Genomic DNA, 20,967 nt, shown 5'->3' with positions numbered 1-20,967 from the left:
CACACCTAGCCTATGCTCCCGAACCGAGTTGCACTTTGACTGCACACGTCCTTTGATAGGACTGGGTCGCAATACAGGCCGTGGGGGAGCAAGCATGGATGGAAAGCATTTGTTCGAGTTGGTGATCGCGATGTTTCTTGCAATCATCGCGCTCCACTACGCCGCCCAAAGGTTTGGACTCCCACCATCCGTCGCTTTGCTCGCAGGTGGCGCGCTGCTTGCGTTTCTGCCGGGACTGCCGGCGATCACTGTCGATCCCACACTGGTGCTCGTCATCTTCTTGCCGCCGCTACTACTGGACGGCGCCTGGTCCATCGCCGTCGCAAGGCTGCGACGCCATGTGATCGGCATTGCCTCGCTTGCCGTCGGCGCGGTGTTCTTCACCTGCGCCGTCGTGGCAGTTGTGACCCATTTCCTCTTCCCGTCGCTTCCCTGGGCTGCCTGTGCGGCACTTGGTGCGATCGTATCGCCACCCGACGCGGTTTCCGCGCGCGCGGTACTGGAGCGGGTAACACTGCCCCGGCGGCTCCAAATTCTGTTGGAAGGCGAGAGCCTGTTGAATGACGCGAGCGGTCTGGTGCTTTTCCGCTTCGCCGTTTCCGCCGCCGCAACCGGCGCCTTCAGCACAGTTGAGGCGGTTGGCAATTTCTTGGCTTTGGCATGCGGCGGGGCCCTTGTTGGCGTTGCCGTCGGTACCGTGTGGGTCAGGTTCGTCCGGCGCCTGGGGGACGAATATCTCATCATCGCTGCCACAGTGCTTCTAGCCTGGATTTCTTATCTTCTTGGAGAATTCCTGCATGTTTCAGGTGTCATTGCCACGGTGACCACGGGCTTGATTGCTACCTGGCATCAGCACACCGTTCTATCTGCGGCGACACGTATGCGAGGTTCGTCCTTCTGGAACGTGATGATCTTCCTGATGGAAGCTGCGGTCTTCATATTGATCGGGCTGTCCCTGCGGGACGTTGTTGAACGTGGTGGCGGCTTCGGCGCGGTGGTGGCGACCATGGGCCTGCCGATACTGGCGATCCTCGTCACGCTTATAGCAGCGCGGTTTGCCTGGGTGTTCGCCTCCGATGCTGTCATGAAACTGTGTAATAACATGGGTCTTCGAAGATCGTCGCCACTTGGCATCGGCGGCGCCACCGTTTTGAGCTGGGCAGGCGTCCGTGGCGTGGTGACGCTTGCTCTGGCATTGAGCTTGCCGGAAGACTTTCCCAGCCGCGACTTTATACTAGTCACGTCATTCGCCGTCATTGTCGGAACCGTGCTCCTGCAGGGAACGACGCTCAGGCGTGTCATTGCTTGGGCTCGGCTGGTGGAACCGGAATCGGAAAGAGCTCGCCTCACAATGAGTCAAGCCGAAGCCGCAATGGCTCAGATGCAACTGCTGACCGTTCAAAGTCTAGCCTATGACGCCGACGGACATCTTATTCACCCTCAGCTTTTGGATCGATATCAGCGTAGGGCCACGGCGATCGTCGATTATGCCGAGCGGGCGTAAGCGTTTATCGCGCGTCTAAGGTGCGAGATAGTTCTGTGCTGCGTCTCGTCGGAGAGACAATCGGCAAGCGCGCCCACCTGCGTATCCAAGCGCGGGCGCTGGTTCACCTGGGCCGCGACGTCCCCGTCGATCGCTTGCAAAAGCTTTGACGTCTCGACCGCGATAGAACGATAGAAGTCGACGTTCTGCCGAGCGTTTTCAATAAGACGCTATCGGAACGGTCGCCAGCAGTTTTCCGGTCTCGTCGGTAATCTCGAAAGCCCTTGCTATCGAACCGCCGTCGCCTTTATGGCCTCGGCCCGTCCTAGCACAGATCAGGGCTTCGGTGATGGCATCGTCGACATCGTTGAATAGGGACCCTTCTCGATCCCGAACGAGTTCTTTGCCTTTCCGAATGTGGAAGAAGAAGCGCTTGAGTTTCGGTTCATGCATTGCTGCCTCCGCACGGCCTGTACGGGTCAATGCGGCTCGGTTCTGCAAGTTCCGCATGGAGGTCTTACGATCGCGGATAACTGAAAAGAAGGCCCCGAGATATTTGAGGCCTTCGGCAAGCCGCTCGTCGTCCACCGGCTTTGCAGCGTCGGTTGCCTCGAAGCCGAAGCGGTGAATGCGCTCGTGGTTGAATTCTACGGAGGATGAACCCCTCTCATCCCGTCAACTCGGCATCGCTAACTATTTAGTGAGGCCCTGCGAAGAGACTGCAGTTCGCGGAGTGCCTGTGTTTCGATTCGGAACAATCCACCGATCGAGAGGCAGCGTCCTGAGAAATTTTAGAAAACGCGTTTGGAGAGGCCCTGCGCCGTAATCAAACGCGAAGGGGCCGTGCCTGGATGGAAAGCAATATCCTTTACTTCGGATGCGAGGGCTCACTTGCTCCTGTTTCCAAATCAATCGTGGTCCTGTCGGATGCGTGAGCAAGCGCTGCGGGTCCTGAAATACTGGGAGCACGTTGAGCGCTACAGCGCGCCGATCGCCGAAGATGCGGGCGAACGAAGTGTCGATATGACGGTATCCCATATCGTCGATAAGAACGTGCCATGGCTTTCGATCGCAGACAGCAACCGGTCATTTCGTCATTTTGTCCGCTATGGCATCACCAACCTCGATGCGTGCGACGAAATCCTGGTACGCCGTTGGTCGCCACTGGCCAAAGATCCTGAAGACAGCCATTCCGAGGGCGATCGCTATACATTTGCGGGCGTTTTTGCAGTATCCGACCAGGGAACCGCGGAAAAGGGCTCCCTTGTTGTCAGCAGGTTTCTTTATGAGTTGGCTGCAGCACTCGAAACGACAGACGTCACTTTTTCCGAGTATGCAGATGCTTTGGCGAGAGAGTTCAAAGCGAGACTGAAAGCCCGTTCCAAGCCCTTGGCTGTCGCCGCAGCGCTCGCCGACCGTGCCTTCTTGGTTCTGCAACTCCCGCCCCATCTCCGAGCAGCGATGAAATGTGTTGTCGTTACCCGCTCCAAGCCGATCGCGCGGAACAAGCCGGCGAGAAAGGTCAGGGATTCGAGGGTTTTCAGCAGCGTCTATCCAGATCTTCTGCGTGGGCTCCAATCCGATGTGGAAGACGGCGTGATCATAGGCGCAGCATGGGACCTTTTGACTATGCAGCCGGCCGCCTCCGACTTTGACGCAGTCGGGGACGCTGTGGTCTTGGAGACCTTACAAACCGAACGCTATCCGTCTGCTCGCTGGCCCTCCGACTTTTCCCTTTCGCCACAGCAGCAAGTCGCAGTCAACGAGCTGTTTCCGCGCTTGGAAAATGGCGGAGTCTTCTCGATAAACGGGCCGCCAGGCACTGGTAAGACAACGTTGCTGATGGATGTTATTGCCGAGATTATTGCGCGGCGTGCCGAAATCCTGCGACGCTATGACGATCCCCTGACTGCCTTTACGCCTGCGGGCGGGGGCGGAGCTCAGTTCATGATCGATCACGCTCTCCATGACTTCCTCATCGCCGTGGCGAGTTCCAACAACGGCGCTGTCGCAAACCTCACCCTCGAATTGCCAAAGCGCGAAAAGATCGGGCGGAGGTATGGTGACCAACTGAGCTATCTTTCCGGCCTTGCCCAGAACCTGATGGCGCAGCACCGCGTGATGTCCAACGCCTGGGGTGCGATCTCAGTGCCTCTGGGCAATCGACAAAACAAAGATCGCTGTGCGGCATCGATAGCCGAGGCGCTTGATGGTGCCTCTCTTTTTGAGAACTGCGATGTCGATGATTGGCAGGTCGCTCGGGACGAGTATGCCGCGGCGAAGGCCAAGCTCGAGGAGATCAAAGCGGCGCATCTCCGGCTGAGCGAGCTATTGCGCGCAGCAGACGAATTGCGTTCGATCCACGCCAGGATCGGTACAGTGCCGGGAGCGACTGTTACAACGCTGAGGTCGGCAACCCACGCCGGTGCTCTTGCTGTTCGACAACTCCCTGATCGGACGGATGCCGCTGATGCCGTGCTTGCGCGAGCCATGGAGCAAATAGACCAGGTGGTCGAAGAACTCGGTATTGTCGTCACCCAAAGTGCGTTTCTGAATGCGGAGCCACAGGCCAGGGCCGAGATGCTCGTTGGTACATCGGCTGCTCTCGAGGCTGCACGAGCCGAGCTCTTCATTGCAGCCATGAAGCTTCACCAGTCGTTTGTCTATCATGCATGGGAGCGCATCGGGCCGAACCTTTCAGCCTGGATCGAGCTGAATTCGGGCAAAGGCAGCGGACAGCCGGCGTCCATCGCTGGACATCTATGGAGCACCTTCAGCCTTCTCGTTCCCGTCGTTTCATCGACATTCTGTTCTTTTGCCACCACCTTCGGACGTTTTGACCGAGGGGCGATACCGTGGCTCATCGTTGATGAGGCGGGGCAGGCGTGTAGCCATCACGCGATCGATGCGGTGTCACGAGCCAAGCGTGCGATCGTCGTTGGTGACCCGTTTCAGATCGAACCCATCTGCACGATTAGCGCTGCGGTCGACAATGCTCTTGCGGCGAAATTGGGCGTCCCGCCGGAGTTTCGGTGCAAGTCGACGTCTCTCCAAACCTTGGCTGACAGGATCAACCCGTTTGGAGCAAATCGAAACGGCAAGTGGATCGGTGCTCCCTTGAGGGTTCATCGACGGTGTGCGGAGCCGATGTTTTCGATCGCAAATGGGTTGGCTTACGACCAATCCATGGTACTCGGTCATGAAACGACGGAAAGGGAAGCGCGGCTCACCATCCAGCGACCGATGTTCGGCCCGAGTGCTTGGATCAATGTCGTGGGTACCTCCGAGATGCCAAACGACTTCTATGTTCCAGAAGAAGGGGCGTTGGCGCAGCTGATCGTTTGCTCTTACATCAAGTACCAGGTTTCAGAGCGCGGTGAGCCGAAGCTGCCAGATCTCTTCCTCATCTCACCCTTCAGAAAGGTCGCCATCGGGCTCAAGCAGCGGCTCCTGGATGATGCGCCAGAGGTGTTCGGTGATCTTGCCCCGGCCTTGGTGGAGGATTGGATCGACAGATCGGTCGGTACCGTGCACTCGTTTCAAGGAAAAGAGGCCGAGACGGTGCTTCTTGTTCTGGGAGCCAAGCGTTCCAGCAGCATCCAGTGGGCTTTGGAAGCGCCAAACATCATGAACGTCGCCGTAACGCGCGCGCGTCGGCGGCTTTACATAATAGGAAACCGTGCCAACTGGCTTCGGGACCAACGGCGGGATCGATGGATGCTCGGCACGAACGATCGGTGGCTTATCGAGGCGGATGCGGCGAGAGCGATGTTCAGTTCCCAGCCGCGCAAACCTATCCTTCGTGTCGTTTGAGTTGCCAAAAGCACTTTTCGTGGAGGGCAAGTGCGAAGGGTTCCCGCTCGATCCCGAATGGGAAAACGCGGGTGGTATCGGTGGTCGACGGTCCTGTTCCCGCTCAGCGTTCCGGTATTTAAGTCCACCGGATTTCTTTTTGAGGCCGCGGCAAGGACCGTGCTTTTGCTGCGACGGCCTTGTCATTTGTCAGGAAAACGGTGGCAATCGCTGGTCATCAGGTTTGATGGCGAACGGAGCTAGTTCCGGTCTCCGCCGAGAGCCGCGATCTTTTCGTCGAGTTCGGCGATACGCTTCTCATAGAGCGGACGCTTGGAATCGTCTGGGCTAAGGGTCGTCAGTTTCTGTCGTGCCAAGGTGCGATGGTCCTTCAGAAGCTTGACCTGAAATGCGGTGTTCATGCTCTTCCTTCAAAAATGCTCGTTCTTGATGCGCCGGCCATCGCCTTTGCCAGATGCTTCGGCCTCAAGTGGGCGAAGACACCAGTCGGCTCCGAAATTCCGAAGATGGTCTCGACGAGACCGGATTTCCGGCAGGCAGCATCTTCTCCTCTTCATAACCATTCGTTTCGAACTCGTCAGCCTCATTGTCTGTGGTCGGAGCACTGCAGCGCGGGCCTCGATCGCTTGCCGGAGCCCGGGACCCGCCGTCCTGTTCCGGTTGTTGCGCCGATCTATGTCACCGATGCCAATCGAGGCGTGGTCGAACATTGCATCTACCTTTGGGTCTATCGGAGAACCTCCCTTGCCGTCCTCGCAGATGCCAATATCCGCATCCCGGCGAATATAATCGGTGGCGGCAGCCGATACTTGCGACAAAACCGCGCCTGGTGCGACAAGGATTCCAAGCTGGATCTTTTGAAGCGCCGAATGCGTGGCCGTGAAAAACGCGATTTTCGACAAGCCGACCGATCGGCCAGACATGATCAAAACGGCACCAAAACTGAGTCAGATGGGATATTCGGCTTGGGCCCTATATCTGGCAGCAGCGACCAGGGTGCTGCGCTTCGAGCTGATGATAGAACGTGGTCTGTACGATCAGCCACAAACATCAGAAAAGGAAGCGCAGCATGAAGTATTATGCCGGACTGGACGTTTCTGTGAAAGAGACGGCGATATGCATTATCGATGAAACGGGCAAAATCTGCCGCGAACTGAAGGTCACAAGCCACCCCGACGATCTTGCTTCGACCCTCAACAACCAGACATATAGCCTTGCTCGCGTAGGACTCGAGGCCGGTCCTCTGTCTCAATGGCTGTTCAGCGGCTTAGCCGAAGCCGGCTTGCCTGCGGTTTGTATTGAAACGCGCCACGCCAAAGCTTTTTTGAAGGCGCAGGTGAACAAGACCGATCGCAACGATGCCCGCGGCATCGCCCAGATGGTGCGGGTGAATCTGTTTCGACCCGTTCACGTGAAGACTTTGACGAGCCAGAAACGGCGCGCATTGCTGACAGCACGTAAGCTACTGCAAGAGAAGGCGATCGCCATAGAGAACGATATCCGGGGGCTGCTGCGCAACTTCGGCCTCAAGGTAGGGATCGTCAGAACGATCGGCTTCGAAGCTCGTATTCGTGAGCTTATCGACGGAGCGCCTGAACTTGGCGAAATCATCTCGCCTTTGCTTGCCGCCAGAGAGAAGCTGCGCACCGAGTTCGCGAAGTTACATCAAAAGGTCCTGGATGAGGTCCGCGACGATGGCACCTGCCGACGCCTTATGACGATACCCGGCGTCGGACCCGTCACATCGCTTGCGTTCGTCAGCACCATCGACGTTCCAGCTCGCTTCAAAAACTCTCGAGCAGTTGGACCGGCACTCGGCTTAACCCCAGTGCTCAATCAGTCCGGAGAAAGCCATCGTGTCGGACGTGTCTCCTTATGTGGCGATGGCATGATGCGTGCCCTTCTTTACGAAGCCGCGCAGGTCATGCTGAGCCGGTGAAGAAATGGTCCTGGCTGAAGGCCTGGGCAATGAGTATCGCCCGAAGGCGCGGACGATCAAAGGCGATCGTCGCGCTTTCAAGACGATTAGCTGTGATAATGCATCGCATGTGGAGTGATGGCTCCGAATTCCGGTGGACAAAAGAGCCTGGAGAAATACCGGTATGATCCAGCGTCGCGACCAATGAAAATGAAGCTCTGAAATTCCGCTGACCCGCGGAACGATGTCCTTTGCGGGACGATGGATGAGGTGAGTGCGCTTTTGGCTCTTGTACCGACCGTCCCAACGGTCAGGACGTGAGTCAGATTGCACCGCCTCGTTCTTCTGATCCCATGATGGGAGGGCCAGAATGCCAATCCCGAAGAGAAGCAAGGGCCTGCAAATGGACGTCGAAATCCGCTCAATGGAAAACTGAAAAGCGCTTGACGCAACCGCGCCGAATAGAGAAGAGCCAAAATCGGATGCCTGTGAGGAGTGAATTTGGCACGCAGATTGACATCAGACGCTGCGCAGAAGGATTAGGAGTGCCGCAAGCCCGCTTTTAGCGAACTGCCAGCATGAGGATCGGCAAAGTGGAAGAGCGCTGTCGCGCGTACCGACTCTGGATCGCACGGTTCGTTTGTGTGGATGCTTCGGTAGCCCCAGAACAAATAAAGGCTGCCTGGAACCATGTGAACTCTGACGAGCGATGTATTTCGCGACCGCGCCAGCTTGCGAAGCACAAACTGCGTTATGCGATTGTCGAGTAAGAGTTTGTCGAGCAGGTTTCGCGCATAAAAAGCTCTCACCTTCCTCGTATTGGGAAACAGGAGAAAATCGCCTCGTTTGCCCGTCCCTGGTATCGTCACCGGAATGAGGGCGGTAATCAGGTAAGAATCATAGTGAAATATCAGCGAGTTACGGGCCGCACCCTTGCCTGTAAGGCATCGCAGAATCTGGTAAAACTTCACTTGCGGCGGCGCATTGCCCAAGGCAAGCCTATATAGCCGCGAGAAAATGCTCGTGAATTCGGCGGATGTTGCCAGTTCGTCCATCCCGGTGCCCGAGACGGCCTCGCTTCCACGGAAGACAACATACTCGTTTTGAGAATTCGCAACCGCCCGGGATACAAAAACCTGCATTCGCTGCAGGTCGTTTGCATTTATGTAGTCGGGAATGCAACAGAAACCCTTGGTATTGATTTCATTAAACATCTGCCGGACTGCGCCGTCCGACAAGACTGGTAACCGCGCGTCGATTGTAGCGTCATCAATCATGTTCGCTCCTGGCGTGAACAGAACAGCGCTCGCCTTCAGGTTATGACCAGTTTGTTACCAAGGCAAGACGGTTGTGAAGATGGTGGCGCAACAGCGATCGAACTTGTTACCCCCGATGACAAATATGCTTTGGAGGCTCGTCATTTTCGTCCGGATCGGGCTCTTCGATCGGAGGTTGCGGAACATCCGGCGGCAGACCGGGAAGCGGGCCTGGCATCGGTGCCGGGTTCGGCTCCGTAGGTATGATCGTCATGACGCTTTCCTTTCGTCTAGCCCAAGCTGTTCGGGCCGGGATTGTTCCCGATCAAAGTCGAAAGGAGATCGCGATGAGGTCAGCAAACAAGAGTGAAATGCGGTATGCGTACCTCGTCGGCCGCACGGATTAAGGCTTCTCGCGCCGCAAGCGCGGGAATGGTCTCTTTGTAGGCGTCCAGGCAGGCGACGAGCGCGTTGATGTATTCTTCCCCGTCGTCGGAGGGCCAATCCTTCACCAGGACTTCGGCGACGTCGGCGACCGTTCTGATCAACCTGTATCGTTCTGCGCCGTCCATAACGAGACGAACAGCAGGAAACTGATGCGATATGTTCAAACTCATGACACTTCGTCCCCTTCGCATTTTGAATATTAGTGGTCGTGCAATAACCGTTCCAGTTGATGCTCGAGCAGCATGAGGGACTACTTGCCGTAGAGTGCTTCAGTGAACGACGGTAATAACAGAGATGCCCGCCTCCTCGGCGGCGCGGATGAGCGCCTCTCTGGCATCACGCTCGGATATCTTTCCATGAAGCGCGTCCAGGCAGGCTCTGACAGCAACGACGGAGTTCTCGCCATCATCAATTGGCCGGGCATGAATAAGCGCGTCGGCGGCGTCTCCGAGCGACCTCATCAGCCTGTATTTTTCCGGGCCGCTCATCACGAGCGTCCGAGGGACGAACTCTCCACGTGTGCCCCGATCCATTACACTCCGTCTCCACAGGTCAAATACATTCTTAACCCTGCAGAAAACGTGCCATTGTCTGGGAGCCGGCCAGTCCTGCGGCTGCTCACGCTTGTCTAGCATGGGCACCGCGTTAGACATGGTCGACCTCGTGCCACCGCGGCGTTGCCGTGCTGTTACAGGGTTGGCGAGAAGTGGAGGAGATCCGCAGTCACGTGGGGACGTGCGCTCTTCAATGGTCTCAGAACATGGCGCTATCGTCTGCAAGTGCCTCCCGCTGCTTTATGGGCGGTTCGAGTAAACGGTCCGGGGCGACGCCGCCGAACAAGCATGAAATCGAACGCCACAAAGCGTCGCCGTTCGGCGCGCATGCGTTGCGAGAGATATCTGAACAGTGAGTGGCAGAGCCGGAACGGCCCGCGATCATCGCCGTCGGCACGCTTAGGCATTCCCCTAAGACGAGTTCAAGAACGGTGCTGCAGCAGGTTTAAAAGCGACTTAGCGTGCGGCGGCGGCTGAACGGCCGATCTGGCGTCTTCAGCATTCAGTCGACCCTCAATGACGGCTCGGCACGCCTTCCATGCGCGCCGCCACTTGGCTGTGCTCTGGTCCGGCTCATGGATCAGCCAATTAATGGCCTCCTCAGGCGAACCAACCACAATACGGATGCGGCTATCTCCCAAAACGAGAGGATTCTTCCATCGATGTACCAGCATGGCCGCGCTCCAATCGCGAAGGTGTCAATTAAACCCAATCGACGCTGGCGCCACATCGTTCCATTCAAAGGAAAAGAAACTGGATCTGCGAGATGAACGAATTCGCTGGATTTACCTAACCCCGCCATCGGCGGTCATTGGGCAATGCTGCGCTTTGTCAGACATCCGAAGCCTAATGGAAGAGGGTGACACGTCGATGACGTTCCCGATCAACCGGTTTGCCGAACAGGTAGCGGCCTACAGAGATCCGCGGGCAGTCCACATGCCGGAAGTGAGCCGCATGGCGACAGCGGCGGAGATATTCGCGCCTCTCGGACGCGTGGAAGATCCATTGCGGGCATTCGAAAGCATCGAAAATTTCCGAGAGGATTTCGGAGAGGAGAAATATCATGCACCTGCGAGCCGTCGTGCGGTCATCCATTGACGCTTGGTGAGCAGGCCGGCAAGATTGGTCGGCTGGAGACGAGGGTCGCAATGAGTGGCGAAGTGGACGCCCAGCCGTACCGCGACCAGCACGAAAAGCTAAGGCAGATTGCGTGCAGTAATCACGAGGCTGTTTCGCCGGCGCGCTGCGGCACTGCTTGTCGGGCTTTCGCGCTTCGTTTGCGAACTTTGACCCGGCGCTTGCAGGGCTGCCGACAAGCGTTCCCAACACAAGCATCCAGATAAAGATCTCGGTTGAAACGTCTGGTCCCTCTACTTCTGGGGGATATAGGCGGATAGCACGTGATTATGACGATCTGCAGGGTTGCGCTACATGCGCCACCTTGGGCGAACGCATCTTCGATCGCGACGACGGCACTACGATAGCCACCGAAGCAAAAGAGGCCCTGCGCGGGGTGGCGTCACAGGGCCCCTTCACCAGGAGTGAATGCCGGATGGTGGCATCCATGAGTCAAACAACGCTGCATCAAGAAAGTTCCGGCGTAGACGCTTCGCCATCACTTGCAGGGCGCTCGACAATCTTAACCCGCTGGTTCGAGCCGGTGCTTATTGATGTCTTGGCCCAAGCGGGATGTTTCCCTCACTGTGGGAACGACGTCATGCGGCAGGCTCCGTTTTCGAACGGGCTATGCCCGCTCCGGTGCCGTTGTCGCCTATTGGGCGCGATCATTCACCAGCCAGATCCGGCTGCCCGGAGCGTCCTCATGCCCTGGAGTTCTTGCAGCGGTTTGCCGCAGATGCTTGTCTTTCGGCCACGTCTCGCGCGCATTCTGAAGGCTGCCATAGACGTTGCGGCGGAGGATGAGCGTCTGAAGGACATCACCGACGGCCCTGGGCAGGCGCTGACCGACCAGCAGCCGGCAGATGAGGGGAAGCAGTACATCGCGGTAGCGGGTATGGCGGAGCGCCTGAAGCTTCCGATATCCCTCTGCTGTCAGCCGAAATGGGAATTTCCGCGGTGAGCTTGGCGAAGTCGCAGTTGTCGTCTCAACCCTTTTTGGAATGGAAGGTCATTGGCGGCGCTAGTGCGTCCCGACACCAAGGCCGCGATTGAAGGGGCGACGACGAATAAGCCGAGGCCGCCGCTGATGCAGCGGCCTGGCCGTAGACAGAGACAGGCAAGGCCCAAAGGGATTCGACGAGCCTTGTGTTAGCCCTGCTCACAGAGCAATTCTGCGAGCCCTTCTAGAATATAGTTTCTGCAGCCAAAACGTGACGCCTTCGTTCGCATAGGTGGGCTTAGCAGTTTGATGGGGAGGGTGGCCACTTGTGAGGTCCGCAGGGGTTTGCGGAGGGGATCTCGGAGCACTATCGCAGGCACCCGACCGTATCTGGGCCGCGCTTATTGAAGCACAACCACGCATGGACGGCACTGACGCGGTGCGGTACGTGTTTCTATCAGTGGCTGAAAAGAAGACCCGGCGAATTGGCCTCGTGTGGTCCGCCTGCCGGGTCCTCGTGCCGCACTAAGGGGTGATGCGGTCGTAATCACGGTGCCCAATCGAATGCATGCGCGCCACCTCACTCCAGTGATGGCATTAACGGTCAGTTAATATCCACTCCCACGATCTTGAGCAAGACCGATACCGAGACAGCAGCCGCAACGGCTGTGCAAAACAGAATCTTGATGCGGCGGATTCTGCGGCTCCGCGCACCTGTCCAATCATAGGTCAATCCATCCCCTCCAGTTTGCCGGACATAGAGAGCGGTAACAGGTGATTTCAAGCCCCATCGCCCCAATGAACGTAAGCTCCGGCGGTTTTGAATACGCCATGTGGTGCGGCATGTAACTGGCGGAGACGCGAAGCTTTCATCTCCGCAGCGTCGAAGCCGGCTGCGGCGATGGTCCCGGCATAGCTTTGCCGGGTCTAGCGCCATCGCAGCATGGGCGGACGATTAGCACCATTTCTGGCCACTCTCATCGCTCGAATACATGGCGCCAGCAAATCCGATGCAGAACGGCTATGCTGAGTGCTTCAGCGACCGGGTGCGCGACGAGCTGTTCAACGAGAGCCTGTTCTTCGATCACGACCATGCCCGAAGCGTGTTCGAGACTCTCTATCGATGCCGGGATTGCTCCGACCCTACCGCCACCGCGGCTCTCGTGTCGCGTTGTGCAGCAATTCGCTGGCAGACGCGAATGCTCCAAATAACTGTAAGAGTCGAGCCTCTTCTCCCTCGTCGAGTCGATTCCGTTTTGCGAAATCCTTAACCGACCACACACGGGTCGTGGATCCGGTGTCGGCACAATTCGGTTCGACTCGCTGCATTCTTAACTCCTCCCGCATAGTTGCTGGGAGACGGCTAACAAATGCTAAATTAGAATGATATAAAGTAAGACATGTCGGTGCATTTTTTTCAGTCACCTACGGCACGCGCTGCGGTAACGTGCAGCCTCTAACGCGGCATAACTATCTGCGGGGCTGGCATTGTAAACCCGTCATCGGCGGCAGGACTGCATCGTAGTCCCGACGGACCGCGGCAGATACCCAAGCGCCTACCGTAGGGGAGAGAACTCGATAGTCGTCACCACTAGGCCTCCGCTTGCGCGAAAGGTCATCTTCAAGTAGCAATCGCGTGCACAAGGGAGGCTCCATGCTAAGGCCAGGACTACTGCTTTTTCTCGCGACGGCAACGTACGTAGGGATTCTCATGATTGCCAAATTCCTCTAGGAGAAAGGGAGGCCTGCGGCTCATGAATGCAAGCACTCGTGAGATCTTGTAGCCCGTTTAGGCGGAGCGTCGTGGCGCGGGTGACCGCCACGAGCAGCATGGTTATCCTGCGCTGGCCCCGTGATGAGATGGTTGAAAAGGGGGCAAGCTGGGATCGCCCTGAAAGCCAGCCGGACATCACATCTGCCTAGCGCAAGATCGTGTGCAGCCCAGAGGGATTGAAGGAAGTGTTCGGAGATTGGATGTCGACCGTCAGCGAAGCATAGAGCGACGGCGGTCTTTCTTCATCGACACGGTTTAGACCGTATGTTCTCGGAAGAAGGTGGCCCTCCCCACGCGATAAGTTAAAATCGGGGGGTGCTCTGGATGGCCGGAGCCGAGCCCCAAACTTAGCGAGGGCGAACCATGAAAGAGGATAGCGTAATTTTCATCGGGTTGGATACGTCGAAGTTGAAGATTTCGGTGGCCATTGCCGACGGAGCACGCAACGGCGAGGTGCGGTTTTTAGGCGACATCTCCTCGGAGCCGGCATCAGTGGCATCGATGGTCAATAAGCTTTCCAAGCGCGCAGCCAAGCTTCACTTTTGCTTATATGAGGAGGGTCAATACGGAACTGTCGTCAGGGTGACATTTTTTGCACCGTCGGTTATTGCGGCATCCATGGTCTGAGCCCGATTGCGCGACGCGGCTCGTTGCCAAGCCAAATCCAACTTATATACGGTTCGCTGTTCGAAACAGCGGCACCAACATCCCGCTTGCGGCGGACAAGGGCTCAGGAGGACGAGACCATTCTACGAGACGGCATTTCATTTCGAGCCAAGCAAAAGTTCGGTTCGTCCACCCGGATCCGCCAGGACTGATCGGGTCCTGGAAGATTGCAGAATTCAGTTCGGGTAACCGATCAGACGGTCTTTATAATCGCGCCCTCGATGACGACGCCAGCATTGACGTATTTCCATAGCGCGACGAGCAGCTTGCGGGCGAGCGCGACGATCGTCGTCTTCTTGAGACGGCCGCCGTTCTGTTTGACCCGGTCCCTAAACCACAAGGTGAGCGCCGCGTGCGGTTGATGACGGACCCAAAGCCAGGCCATCTGGATCATTGTCGTTCGAAGCCTTGGATTGCCTGATTTCGAGACCCCCTGGTCGTGATTAACCGAGCCACTCTGCCAGGGTGTCGGCGCAAGGCCGGCATAAGCGGCAACCTGTCGTCGGTTGTCGAAGTGACGCGACAGCCCCTCCGACCAGAGCACGGCGGCAAACTCCGACCCGATGCCTTTCACGGCGAGCAGCATCGCTGGTGCTGGCGAGACGACCTGTGTGGCAGCGAGCATGGCGTCGCGGGCCGCCTCGATAACCTTGATCTGCTTGAGCAGTAGTTCCAGCCGATCGAGTTCGCGGCCGATCTGTGCCTTCAAATGTGCCGGCAGCGGACGGCCATCGCCGGTCTTACGCTCCTCCAGTTGCTTGCGCCGATCGCGGCGCAGCGGCTCGTAGTCGAAGACGCCCTGGCTGAACAGCAGGCCCTTGATACGGTTGACGTGTTGCACCCGCTCGTTCGTCAAGGCCTGGCGCTCACGCGAGAGGCGGCGGCGGTCCTCTTCCTCGGGCGTCGGCACCCGGACCATCGCACACACGCGCGGCTCGCCCCGCTGATAGGCGAGCAACGCCCGGACCAGCGCTTCGCCGTCGATCCTGTTGGTCTTGGCCCGGCGTCGCCGGCGCGAGGTTGCAATCGAAGCCGGATCGACAACGTGGCTTTCGATCCCCTCGATCTCCAACACCCGATGGATCCAGAAGCCGTCGAGCCCAGCCTCCTGGATGACAATGATCGGAAAGCACCGCCCGGATCGCGCCCGTGCCTTCCTCTTGAGTTCGGCAAAACGCGCCAGCAATCCGGCAACGTCGCCGGCCGCAACCGCATGCTTAGACATCTTCTCGCCACCACCCGGCGACAGCGACGTGATCAGCCATTTCGATTGGCTGAGTTCCAATGAGACGAAGATTGCGCCAAGATCAGTCTGGATAGTGGTCGGCGCTTCGGATCGCTGAGCTGCAACGGGCATGCTTGCCTCCAAGGTAGGGTGTTGTGGTTTAAGCAACTCACTTTGCCACAGCGCTGTCGCTATCCACCCGCCTCATAGGATCTATGAGGCGGGTCCCACCGGTTACGGCCTTTACCGTCAGATTGTCGAACTGGGGCATGAATGCGCGGTGGTGGCGCCGTCGCTGGTGCCTAAGCGTCCTGGTGACCGGGTGAAGACAAACCGCCGGGATGCCATAAGTCTGGCACGCCTGCATCGCGCGGGCGAGCTGACTGCGGTCTGGGTTCCGGATGAAGGCCATGAGGCGATCCGCGACCTGGTGCGGGCTCGCGAGGCGGCCAGCGGTGCTCTGAAACAGGCGCGCCAGCAACTTCAGTCTTTCTTGTTGCGTCACGGCCGGATCTATACCGGCCGCAAACCATGGACGCGTGCCCATACAAGCACGGAGGTAGGCAAGCCGGACATGAGCACAGCGCTCGAAACCCGGCCGCGGCCTGACTACTCCGGTCTACCATACGGCTAGATATTTCAGTAGCGACACGATGCCGATAACGATGACGATGATCTGAACAATCTGGCGCGTCCGGCCGTCGATAGGAAGTCGCTGCACGAGGTAAAGAACAAGCACGATTACGAGAAACGTGATCAGAATTCCGATCAATATGGACGCACCCATATTCCCCCTCCTATGGCGGAAAGCAGTTTCGATACAGGAAGTTAACTATGGGACAGTCGGCTAAAGGAAAGGGGGAGGATTGAAACGGTCGCGAATACTCTACTCCAGTCCCCAGGGCGACAGCATAACGACTGATCGAAAAGTACGGCAAAGCTGGCACCAACAGAGCTACCTGGCCACAGTGACCCCGATGACCCAGGAGCAGCGCTACGTCGACGGCATGACGACACGGGCTACAGATCGGCAGATACATCTCGTCGGTCACTCGCTATCGCGCCGTAAGTCGGTGACATCGCCGGCGACGCTGAGACGCCATCGCCACCGATCCGAGCAACTACGACGGCACTACGAACCACGTTTCATCGGGCAGAAAAAAGTGGCTGCTTAGGCTACTTCTGTTCGACGGAAATGCCCTTTTCGCCGATCGAGATATCGACGCCTTTGGGTTTGCTCCCCTCGCGGAGAATGTAAATGCCCATGCCGAGGACTAACACGACCAAAGCGCCGATCACGAAGTAAAACCCGTTCCGATTGTTCATTCATTTCCCCTGGCTAGATTCTCTGAAATAGGCTGGGCGATCAGGATGGCAACGGTGTGTCGCAGAGACAGGACAAGGAAAAGTCAAAGTGAACGTTGCGAAACCGACTCGCCGACAAGCGCCAACACCGGCGAAGACGTGATCACGCACAGGATTATGTCCGAGAATCCTCCATCCTGTAATTGTGGTGATGATGAATTTCGCGTAAAAGGTTGAGGTGTGCAATCACGATGGAACCGCTACGATGGATGCGATTCACACTGAAGGCTTCGACGCTGCTTTGACCCTGACCGATCACATTGAGCACCTGCCGGATAGGAAGCGGCGCGAGCTGGCGCGCATCATCGAGATCCTGTTTGCCGAGGTCGAGGGGTTTCAGGCAAGCAAGCTGTCGGAGAAGAGAAGCGCCGGCCGGATCCTGAAGGTTATCCTGTTTGGATCCTATGGCCGGGGTGACTGGGTCGAGGATCGCCTCAGCGGCTACCGCTCCGACTACGACCTGTTGATCGTCGTCAACACCAAGGCCTTTGCCGACGAGCATGAGCTCTGGGAAGGCATCGAAGAGCAGCTGTTGAAAGAGCAGATCGGCCATCGCATCGAAACGCCGGTCGTCCCGATCGTCCACACGCTCCAGGACGTCAACGATCAACTCGCGCGCGGGCGGCCCTTCTTCGTCGACATCGCCCGAGACGGCATCGTCCTCTACGAACAGCCTGGCCATCCCCTGGCAGAGCCGAAGCCGCTGACGGCGGAGGAGAAGCAGCACGAAGCGAAGATTTACTTCGAACAATGGTATCAGCTGTCTCAAGAGGCACTCACTGGCGCCGAACTGATGCTCGAAAGAAACATCTGGCGCCACGGTGTCTTCATGCTGCATCAAGCCACCGAATGTGCTTACCACTGCGCTCTACTTACACTGACCCTCTACAGCCCCAAATCACATCGAATAAAGGTGTTGCGTTCTCAGGCCGAGGGAGCAGACAGCCGACTGATCGCCGCTTGGCCGCGCGACAGCCGGTTCTCACGTCGCTGCTTCGAGTTGCTGTCGCGCGCCTATGTGGAGGCCCGATATTCGTCGAAATACAAAATTGCCGACGAGGAGCTCGCATGGCTGGTTGAGCGCGTGAAGGCGCTGCAGGCTGTTGTCGAGGCGGTCTGCGGGGAACGGCTTTCCATTTAGATGCTCAAAGCGCCGGTCGCGAGGTAAATGCCGTTCAGATTGCTCATTCATTTCCCCTGGTATGGACCTTGAGATAGGCGGGCGATCAGGATGGAGCCGTGCTAGTTGTAAGGTATCCCCACGGTGACGGCCGCCTTGCTGAAGAAGGCTGAAGACTGCAAGTCCTAGTGCAAGCACTAGGGATAGTCTTATGACAAAGCAGCTTGTTGAGGTTATCACATCGGTCGAGCGACGTCGGCGCTGGTCTCGGGAGGATAAAGAGCGGCTGGTTGCGGCAACGTTTGAGCCAGGAGCCAGCGTATCAGATGTCGCCCGCTCGGCAGGCATCCATGCGGGTCAGTTATTCCGGTGGCGCAAAGAGCTCTGCCAGATATTGGCGCCATCAGCGGCGCAATGTAAGCGCCAAGCTGACCCCATCTGGCGTGCGTGGCGATGAGGGCTGTATTGCGGAGAGACGAATTCACGAACTGTGAGCTTCTATGTCTGCGCCTAGCTCTGGAACTAGAAACATTCATATGATCGAGGCTGTTCCGGAACGGCTTGAGGGTGCCCCGCGGCAGTTTCGGCGGCGCTGGTCGGATGAATTTAAAGCGCGAGCCGTGGCTGAGGCGATGGAGCCCGGCGCAAGCGTGTCGGCGATTGCGCATCGCATCGGCATACATCCCTCGCAACTATTTGGCTGGCGTCGTGATGCTCGTGACGGACAACGATCCTCCTCGCAAGATCGGGCTGTTCAGACAGAAACCAGGTCGATTGGCACACGTGCGATGATCGAGCTTGTCATCGGCGACGTCGTTATCCGTGCTGGTGGTGACTTCGATGGGGCCAATCTGCAGCGGATTATTCGCGCGGTGCGGTCGGCATGATCCCGTCAGGCGTGAAGGTCTTTCTCGCGAGCCATCCCATCGACTTCCGCAAAGGACCGGACAGCTTGCTCTCGCTGGTACGGGATGCTGGCAGTGATCCGTTCAACGGTGCACTCTATGTCTTTCGGGCCAAGAGAGCGGACCGGGTCAAAATCGTGTGGTGGGATGGCTCCGGCGTTTGCCTCTATGCGAACGATCAGCGTTCATACTACACCTCTTTCCTCGCCAGTTGATGGCCTTGGCTCAGTTTGCGTTTGTTGGCGCGCAGCCGCCCGATCTTGGAGTTGGTTCCAACGGCTGCATTGCTTTTGCGGCAAGTCTCCATCGGGGATTTCGTACAGGCTGTAGTGCCCATTGTAGGCATGTCTGGCGATGAGGCCATACTTGGCCCATCTGGCGACGGTTTGCTCGCTGATGCTGAGGTGCACTGCCGCTTCCTGTCTTGTCAGCATTCCCGCTGTCGCAGTCGATCATATCGTGATTGCAGCTTATATTCGTGGATGAGATAGGCGACTTTGAGAGGTGTAAAGCGGGCATTATGGCAGCCGCGACGTGCTGTTCCACCTGGGCGATGACCCTGCTCGTTCAGGATCCCGGCGATCTCCGGATAAATGTAATCATCGAGAAGCTTATCGATCCGTTCAACGATATTGGGCTTTGTCTTGATCTGCTGAGCGGAGGACTTTGGGTTCATGGTGGTGAGCGTCTGGATTTTGCCACCCTTGAAGCGAACGTGAAGCTTGGTGGTCCCTTCCGCCGGCAGCTTTAAGAGCGTGACGTCCTCGATGATGTGGGCCAGCAGTCGCTTGCGTTCGCGGCTTGGGGTATCCGGATCTTTCCAGAGTTCGCTAAAGTCGGCCGTCATCGCGACCAACCGCTCGTGGACAGCTTTATCGAGGATGAATTGATCGTGCTCTCGGCCACGTTCGCGCTCTTCGCGGGCACTGGCCAGTGTGCGAAGCTTCTCGTTCCATTCACCTTCGAGCGTGTCGGCGACGAGGCGGTTACCAGGATCGACCAGCATGAAGCGGCGCTGAGCGAGATCGACTTCCGTTTGGGCGCGTTCGATCGCGCGACAGCGCAAGCGGTCTGCTTCTTCATGCCGGGCTTGGATCTCCTTGCGGACTTCGAGAGCGAGTTCGACGGCCGCCGGCGTCATCTGCTCAGCAATCAGCATGCCGATGGCTTCATCGACGGGAGGCCCGGCGATCGACCGACACATAGGCTCCCCACGATAAATGCGGGCACGATTACAGATGTACCAGGCTTCCTGCCGGCCACGCCGGGCCGCATAGCGAACCCTAAGGTGGCTGCCGCATTGCCCACACACGGCCCGGCCTTGCAGCAGTGCCGGTCCCTCCCTTGGGATTGAAGCTCGTGCCGCTTCAAATCCACGGCCATTCGCCTTGAGGATCTTCAGATTCTCCTGATGTCGCTCCCAGCTGATATAGCCGGGATGAGCATCGGGAATGCAGGCCGGCCAGTCATCAATGTCGCGCGCACGCAGAGTCCTCTTGCCATCGATGTTGCGTCGAAACTGTCGTCGGCCATAGGTATAGGCGCCAGCGTAGCGCGGATTGTTCAGGACACGCATCGCCGTCGATGCGGTCAGCGGCCGAAACAGCGTGTCGCCGTTGTGTAGGCGCGACGGAAACAATAGGCCTTCATTGCGAAAGACCTTGACGGTCTGGGAGGCGGACCCGAGGCGAGAGAACATCTCAAAGAAATGAATGATCGTTTCTCTGACTTGCATGTCTGGATCAAGCGTCACATTGCCGAAATGGTCATAGACCAACCCAGTCGGCAGCGGGCAACGAAACTCGCCGCGCCGCACCCTATTGAGTATGCCACCGCGTAGCCGGGCCTTGATCACATGCAGTTCGGCCTCACTCATTGTGCCCTTGAGGCCGAGCAGGAGCCGGTCGTTGAAACTTGCCGGATCATAGACGCCGTCTTCGTCGAGGATCAGTGTATCGGCAAGGGCGCAAATCTCTAGCAAACGCTGCCAGTCGGCATTGTTACCTGCGAGACGAGAGACTTCCAGGCCCATGACGATCCCGGCATGCCCCATGCCAACGTCGCTGACCAGGCGCTGGAACCCTTCACGCCAGGCGGCCGATGCACCGGACTCTCCTTTATCGTTGTCGATGACGATAATCTGCTCGTCGCGCCATCCCAGGGCGACAGCGCGCCCCCGAAGCGCATATTGCCGCCTGGCGCTCTCGACGTTCTCAACGACTTGCCGCATGGAAGACTGGCGGATGTACAGGTAGGCGCCGCGTTCGAGGTGATGAGGCTGGACTTTGAGATGTACATTCATCGTGATCTCCGATCGTTGATGCTCATGGCGATTGTCGCAAGGACGTGAACGACGGCGCTGTGTCCGCGGTGCAGCGGCCA

Annotated in this window: 19 protein-coding genes and 5 pseudogenes; 12 read left to right on the top strand and 12 right to left on the bottom strand. The window is 57.8% G+C overall.

Going from position 1 to position 20,967, the window contains the following annotated elements; genetic code table 11:
• Positions 1 to 94: 94 nt before the first annotated feature.
• Positions 95 to 1,498: pseudogene (locus BSG20_RS17955) on the top strand (cation:proton antiporter); the annotation flags it as partial.
• A 204-nt stretch (positions 1,499 to 1,702) separates the two neighbouring features.
• Here the strand turns inward: BSG20_RS17955 and BSG20_RS35655 are convergent.
• Positions 1,703 to 1,936 (bottom strand): DUF6894 family protein, encoded by a 234-nt coding sequence (locus tag BSG20_RS35655; RefSeq protein WP_143147501.1) that lies wholly within the window; start codon positions 1,934 to 1,936, stop codon positions 1,703 to 1,705.
• A 474-nt stretch (positions 1,937 to 2,410) separates the two neighbouring features.
• On the opposite strand from BSG20_RS35655, the gene BSG20_RS17945 reads away from it, so the two are divergent.
• Positions 2,411 to 5,296 (top strand): DEAD/DEAH box helicase, encoded by a 2,886-nt coding sequence (locus BSG20_RS17945; RefSeq protein WP_072377344.1) that lies wholly within the window; start codon positions 2,411 to 2,413, stop codon positions 5,294 to 5,296.
• Between the two features lie 239 nt (positions 5,297 to 5,535).
• Here BSG20_RS17945 and BSG20_RS36530 read toward each other — a convergent pair whose 3' ends face one another.
• A complete protein-coding gene (locus tag BSG20_RS36530) occupies positions 5,536 to 5,697 on the bottom strand; it encodes a hypothetical protein (protein WP_167371574.1) in 162 nt (53 codons plus the stop codon).
• A 668-nt stretch (positions 5,698 to 6,365) separates the two neighbouring features.
• On the opposite strand from BSG20_RS36530, the pseudogene BSG20_RS17935 reads away from it, so the two are divergent.
• A pseudogene (locus tag BSG20_RS17935) lies at positions 6,366 to 7,402 on the top strand (IS110 family RNA-guided transposase).
• A 351-nt stretch (positions 7,403 to 7,753) separates the two neighbouring features.
• On the opposite strand, the gene BSG20_RS17930 reads toward BSG20_RS17935, so the two are convergent.
• From BSG20_RS17930 to BSG20_RS17910, 5 genes are all read right to left on the bottom strand, one after another.
• Entirely contained in the window at positions 7,754 to 8,491 is a 738-nt protein-coding gene (locus BSG20_RS17930) for a hypothetical protein (RefSeq protein ID WP_083539942.1), read from the bottom strand.
• 106 nt (positions 8,492 to 8,597) lie between these two features.
• Positions 8,598 to 8,744: a hypothetical protein gene (locus BSG20_RS36525; protein ID WP_093041251.1), complete on the bottom strand. Its 147-nt coding sequence runs from the start codon at positions 8,742 to 8,744 to the stop codon at positions 8,598 to 8,600.
• A 79-nt stretch (positions 8,745 to 8,823) separates the two neighbouring features.
• The gene (locus BSG20_RS17920) at positions 8,824 to 9,087 is read right to left on the bottom strand and encodes a DUF982 domain-containing protein (protein WP_083539943.1); all 264 of its coding nucleotides are present in this window, start codon (positions 9,085 to 9,087) and stop codon (positions 8,824 to 8,826) included.
• Positions 9,088 to 9,186: 99 nt separating this feature from the next.
• Positions 9,187 to 9,450, bottom strand: a complete 264-nt coding sequence (locus BSG20_RS17915; RefSeq protein WP_072377533.1) for a DUF982 domain-containing protein — start codon at positions 9,448 to 9,450, stop codon at positions 9,187 to 9,189.
• Between the two features lie 443 nt (positions 9,451 to 9,893).
• Entirely contained in the window at positions 9,894 to 10,145 is a 252-nt protein-coding gene (locus tag BSG20_RS17910; protein ID WP_072377350.1) for a DUF982 domain-containing protein, read from the bottom strand.
• 196 nt (positions 10,146 to 10,341) lie between these two features.
• Here BSG20_RS17910 and BSG20_RS17905 point away from each other — a divergent pair, with 196 nt between their 5' ends.
• From BSG20_RS17905 to BSG20_RS17895, 3 genes and pseudogenes are all read left to right on the top strand, one after another.
• Entirely contained in the window at positions 10,342 to 10,569 is a 228-nt protein-coding gene (locus BSG20_RS17905; protein ID WP_143147500.1) for a hypothetical protein, read from the top strand.
• 724 nt (positions 10,570 to 11,293) lie between these two features.
• Positions 11,294 to 11,551 (top strand): hypothetical protein, encoded by a 258-nt coding sequence (locus BSG20_RS17900; protein ID WP_072377354.1) that lies wholly within the window; start codon positions 11,294 to 11,296, stop codon positions 11,549 to 11,551.
• 968 nt (positions 11,552 to 12,519) lie between these two features.
• Positions 12,520 to 12,633: pseudogene (locus BSG20_RS17895) on the top strand (integrase core domain-containing protein); the annotation flags it as partial.
• Between the two features lie 40 nt (positions 12,634 to 12,673).
• Here BSG20_RS17895 and BSG20_RS37535 read toward each other — a convergent pair.
• The gene (locus BSG20_RS37535; RefSeq protein WP_072377358.1) at positions 12,674 to 12,859 is read right to left on the bottom strand and encodes a hypothetical protein; all 186 of its coding nucleotides are present in this window, start codon (positions 12,857 to 12,859) and stop codon (positions 12,674 to 12,676) included.
• Between the two features lie 808 nt (positions 12,860 to 13,667).
• On the opposite strand from BSG20_RS37535, the pseudogene BSG20_RS17885 reads away from it, so the two are divergent.
• A pseudogene (locus BSG20_RS17885) lies at positions 13,668 to 13,874 on the top strand (IS110 family transposase); the annotation flags it as partial.
• A gap of 289 nt (positions 13,875 to 14,163) precedes the next feature.
• On the opposite strand, the gene BSG20_RS17880 reads toward BSG20_RS17885, so the two are convergent.
• Positions 14,164 to 15,327 (bottom strand): IS110 family RNA-guided transposase, encoded by a 1,164-nt coding sequence (locus BSG20_RS17880; protein ID WP_072377360.1) that lies wholly within the window; start codon positions 15,325 to 15,327, stop codon positions 14,164 to 14,166.
• A 73-nt stretch (positions 15,328 to 15,400) separates the two neighbouring features.
• Here BSG20_RS17880 and BSG20_RS17875 point away from each other — a divergent pair.
• A pseudogene (locus BSG20_RS17875) lies at positions 15,401 to 15,742 on the top strand (IS110 family transposase); the annotation flags it as partial.
• A gap of 72 nt (positions 15,743 to 15,814) precedes the next feature.
• On the opposite strand, the gene BSG20_RS17870 reads toward BSG20_RS17875, so the two are convergent.
• Both BSG20_RS17870 and BSG20_RS36520 read right to left on the bottom strand, forming a co-directional pair.
• Positions 15,815 to 15,982: a Thivi_2564 family membrane protein gene (locus BSG20_RS17870; RefSeq protein WP_093041248.1), complete on the bottom strand. Its 168-nt coding sequence runs from the start codon at positions 15,980 to 15,982 to the stop codon at positions 15,815 to 15,817.
• A gap of 389 nt (positions 15,983 to 16,371) precedes the next feature.
• On the bottom strand, positions 16,372 to 16,521 hold the full coding sequence (locus BSG20_RS36520) for a hypothetical protein (RefSeq protein ID WP_093041246.1): 150 nt from the start codon (positions 16,519 to 16,521) through the stop codon (positions 16,372 to 16,374).
• A gap of 244 nt (positions 16,522 to 16,765) precedes the next feature.
• Here BSG20_RS36520 and BSG20_RS17860 point away from each other — a divergent pair, with 244 nt between their 5' ends.
• The 4 genes from BSG20_RS17860 to tnpB all read left to right on the top strand — a co-directional run bounded on the left by BSG20_RS17860 (position 16,766) and on the right by tnpB (position 18,800).
• Positions 16,766 to 17,701, top strand: coding sequence for a HEPN domain-containing protein (locus BSG20_RS17860; protein ID WP_072377362.1), 936 nt, complete (start codon positions 16,766 to 16,768; stop codon positions 17,699 to 17,701).
• A gap of 190 nt (positions 17,702 to 17,891) precedes the next feature.
• Positions 17,892 to 18,137: a transposase gene (locus BSG20_RS38855; protein ID WP_093041243.1), complete on the top strand. Its 246-nt coding sequence runs from the start codon at positions 17,892 to 17,894 to the stop codon at positions 18,135 to 18,137.
• 79 nt (positions 18,138 to 18,216) lie between these two features.
• Entirely contained in the window at positions 18,217 to 18,567 is a 351-nt protein-coding gene (locus BSG20_RS17850; RefSeq protein WP_072377364.1) for a transposase, read from the top strand.
• On the top strand, positions 18,564 to 18,800 hold the full coding sequence (gene tnpB / locus BSG20_RS17845; RefSeq protein WP_072377366.1) for an IS66 family insertion sequence element accessory protein TnpB: 237 nt from the start codon (positions 18,564 to 18,566) through the stop codon (positions 18,798 to 18,800). The genes BSG20_RS17850 and tnpB overlap by 4 nt, the downstream gene beginning before the upstream one ends.
• Positions 18,801 to 19,012: 212 nt before the next feature.
• Here the strand turns inward: tnpB and BSG20_RS17840 are convergent, their stop codons facing one another.
• On the bottom strand, positions 19,013 to 20,887 hold the full coding sequence (locus tag BSG20_RS17840; protein WP_244541355.1) for a recombinase family protein: 1,875 nt from the start codon (positions 20,885 to 20,887) through the stop codon (positions 19,013 to 19,015).
• Positions 20,888 to 20,967: the final 80 nt, after the last annotated feature.

The organism is Rhizobium tibeticum (assembly GCF_900110205.1).
GTDB lineage: Bacteria > Pseudomonadota > Alphaproteobacteria > Rhizobiales > Rhizobiaceae > Rhizobium > Rhizobium tibeticum.
This window is presented reverse-complemented; position numbering and strand designations above follow the sequence as displayed.

Bases quoted from the DNA above. Each gene is read 5' to 3' on its own strand.
- BSG20_RS35655 (WP_143147501.1), bottom strand. From the start codon at position 1,936: ATGCATGAACCGAAACTCAAGCGCTTCTTCTTCCACATTCGGAAAGGC.
- BSG20_RS17945 (WP_072377344.1), top strand. From the start codon at position 2,411: ATGCGTGAGCAAGCGCTGCGGGTCCTGAAATACTGGGAGCACGTTGAG.
- BSG20_RS36530 (WP_167371574.1), bottom strand. From the start codon at position 5,697: ATGAACACCGCATTTCAGGTCAAGCTTCTGAAGGACCATCGCACCTTG.
- BSG20_RS17930 (WP_083539942.1), bottom strand. From the start codon at position 8,491: ATGATTGATGACGCTACAATCGACGCGCGGTTACCAGTCTTGTCGGAC.
- BSG20_RS36525 (WP_093041251.1), bottom strand. From the start codon at position 8,744: ATGACGATCATACCTACGGAGCCGAACCCGGCACCGATGCCAGGCCCG.
- BSG20_RS17920 (WP_083539943.1), bottom strand. From the start codon at position 9,087: ATGAGTTTGAACATATCGCATCAGTTTCCTGCTGTTCGTCTCGTTATG.
- BSG20_RS17915 (WP_072377533.1), bottom strand. From the start codon at position 9,450: ATGGATCGGGGCACACGTGGAGAGTTCGTCCCTCGGACGCTCGTGATG.
- BSG20_RS17910 (WP_072377350.1), bottom strand. From the start codon at position 10,145: ATGCTGGTACATCGATGGAAGAATCCTCTCGTTTTGGGAGATAGCCGC.
- BSG20_RS17905 (WP_143147500.1), top strand. From the start codon at position 10,342: ATGACGTTCCCGATCAACCGGTTTGCCGAACAGGTAGCGGCCTACAGA.
- BSG20_RS17900 (WP_072377354.1), top strand. From the start codon at position 11,294: ATGCCCTGGAGTTCTTGCAGCGGTTTGCCGCAGATGCTTGTCTTTCGG.
- BSG20_RS37535 (WP_072377358.1), bottom strand. From the start codon at position 12,859: ATGCAGCGAGTCGAACCGAATTGTGCCGACACCGGATCCACGACCCGT.
- BSG20_RS17880 (WP_072377360.1), bottom strand. From the start codon at position 15,327: ATGCCCGTTGCAGCTCAGCGATCCGAAGCGCCGACCACTATCCAGACT.
- BSG20_RS17870 (WP_093041248.1), bottom strand. From the start codon at position 15,982: ATGGGTGCGTCCATATTGATCGGAATTCTGATCACGTTTCTCGTAATC.
- BSG20_RS36520 (WP_093041246.1), bottom strand. From the start codon at position 16,521: ATGAACAATCGGAACGGGTTTTACTTCGTGATCGGCGCTTTGGTCGTG.
- BSG20_RS17860 (WP_072377362.1), top strand. From the start codon at position 16,766: ATGGATGCGATTCACACTGAAGGCTTCGACGCTGCTTTGACCCTGACC.
- BSG20_RS38855 (WP_093041243.1), top strand. From the start codon at position 17,892: ATGACAAAGCAGCTTGTTGAGGTTATCACATCGGTCGAGCGACGTCGG.
- BSG20_RS17850 (WP_072377364.1), top strand. From the start codon at position 18,217: ATGATCGAGGCTGTTCCGGAACGGCTTGAGGGTGCCCCGCGGCAGTTT.
- tnpB (WP_072377366.1), top strand. From the start codon at position 18,564: ATGATCCCGTCAGGCGTGAAGGTCTTTCTCGCGAGCCATCCCATCGAC.
- BSG20_RS17840 (WP_244541355.1), bottom strand. From the start codon at position 20,887: ATGAATGTACATCTCAAAGTCCAGCCTCATCACCTCGAACGCGGCGCC.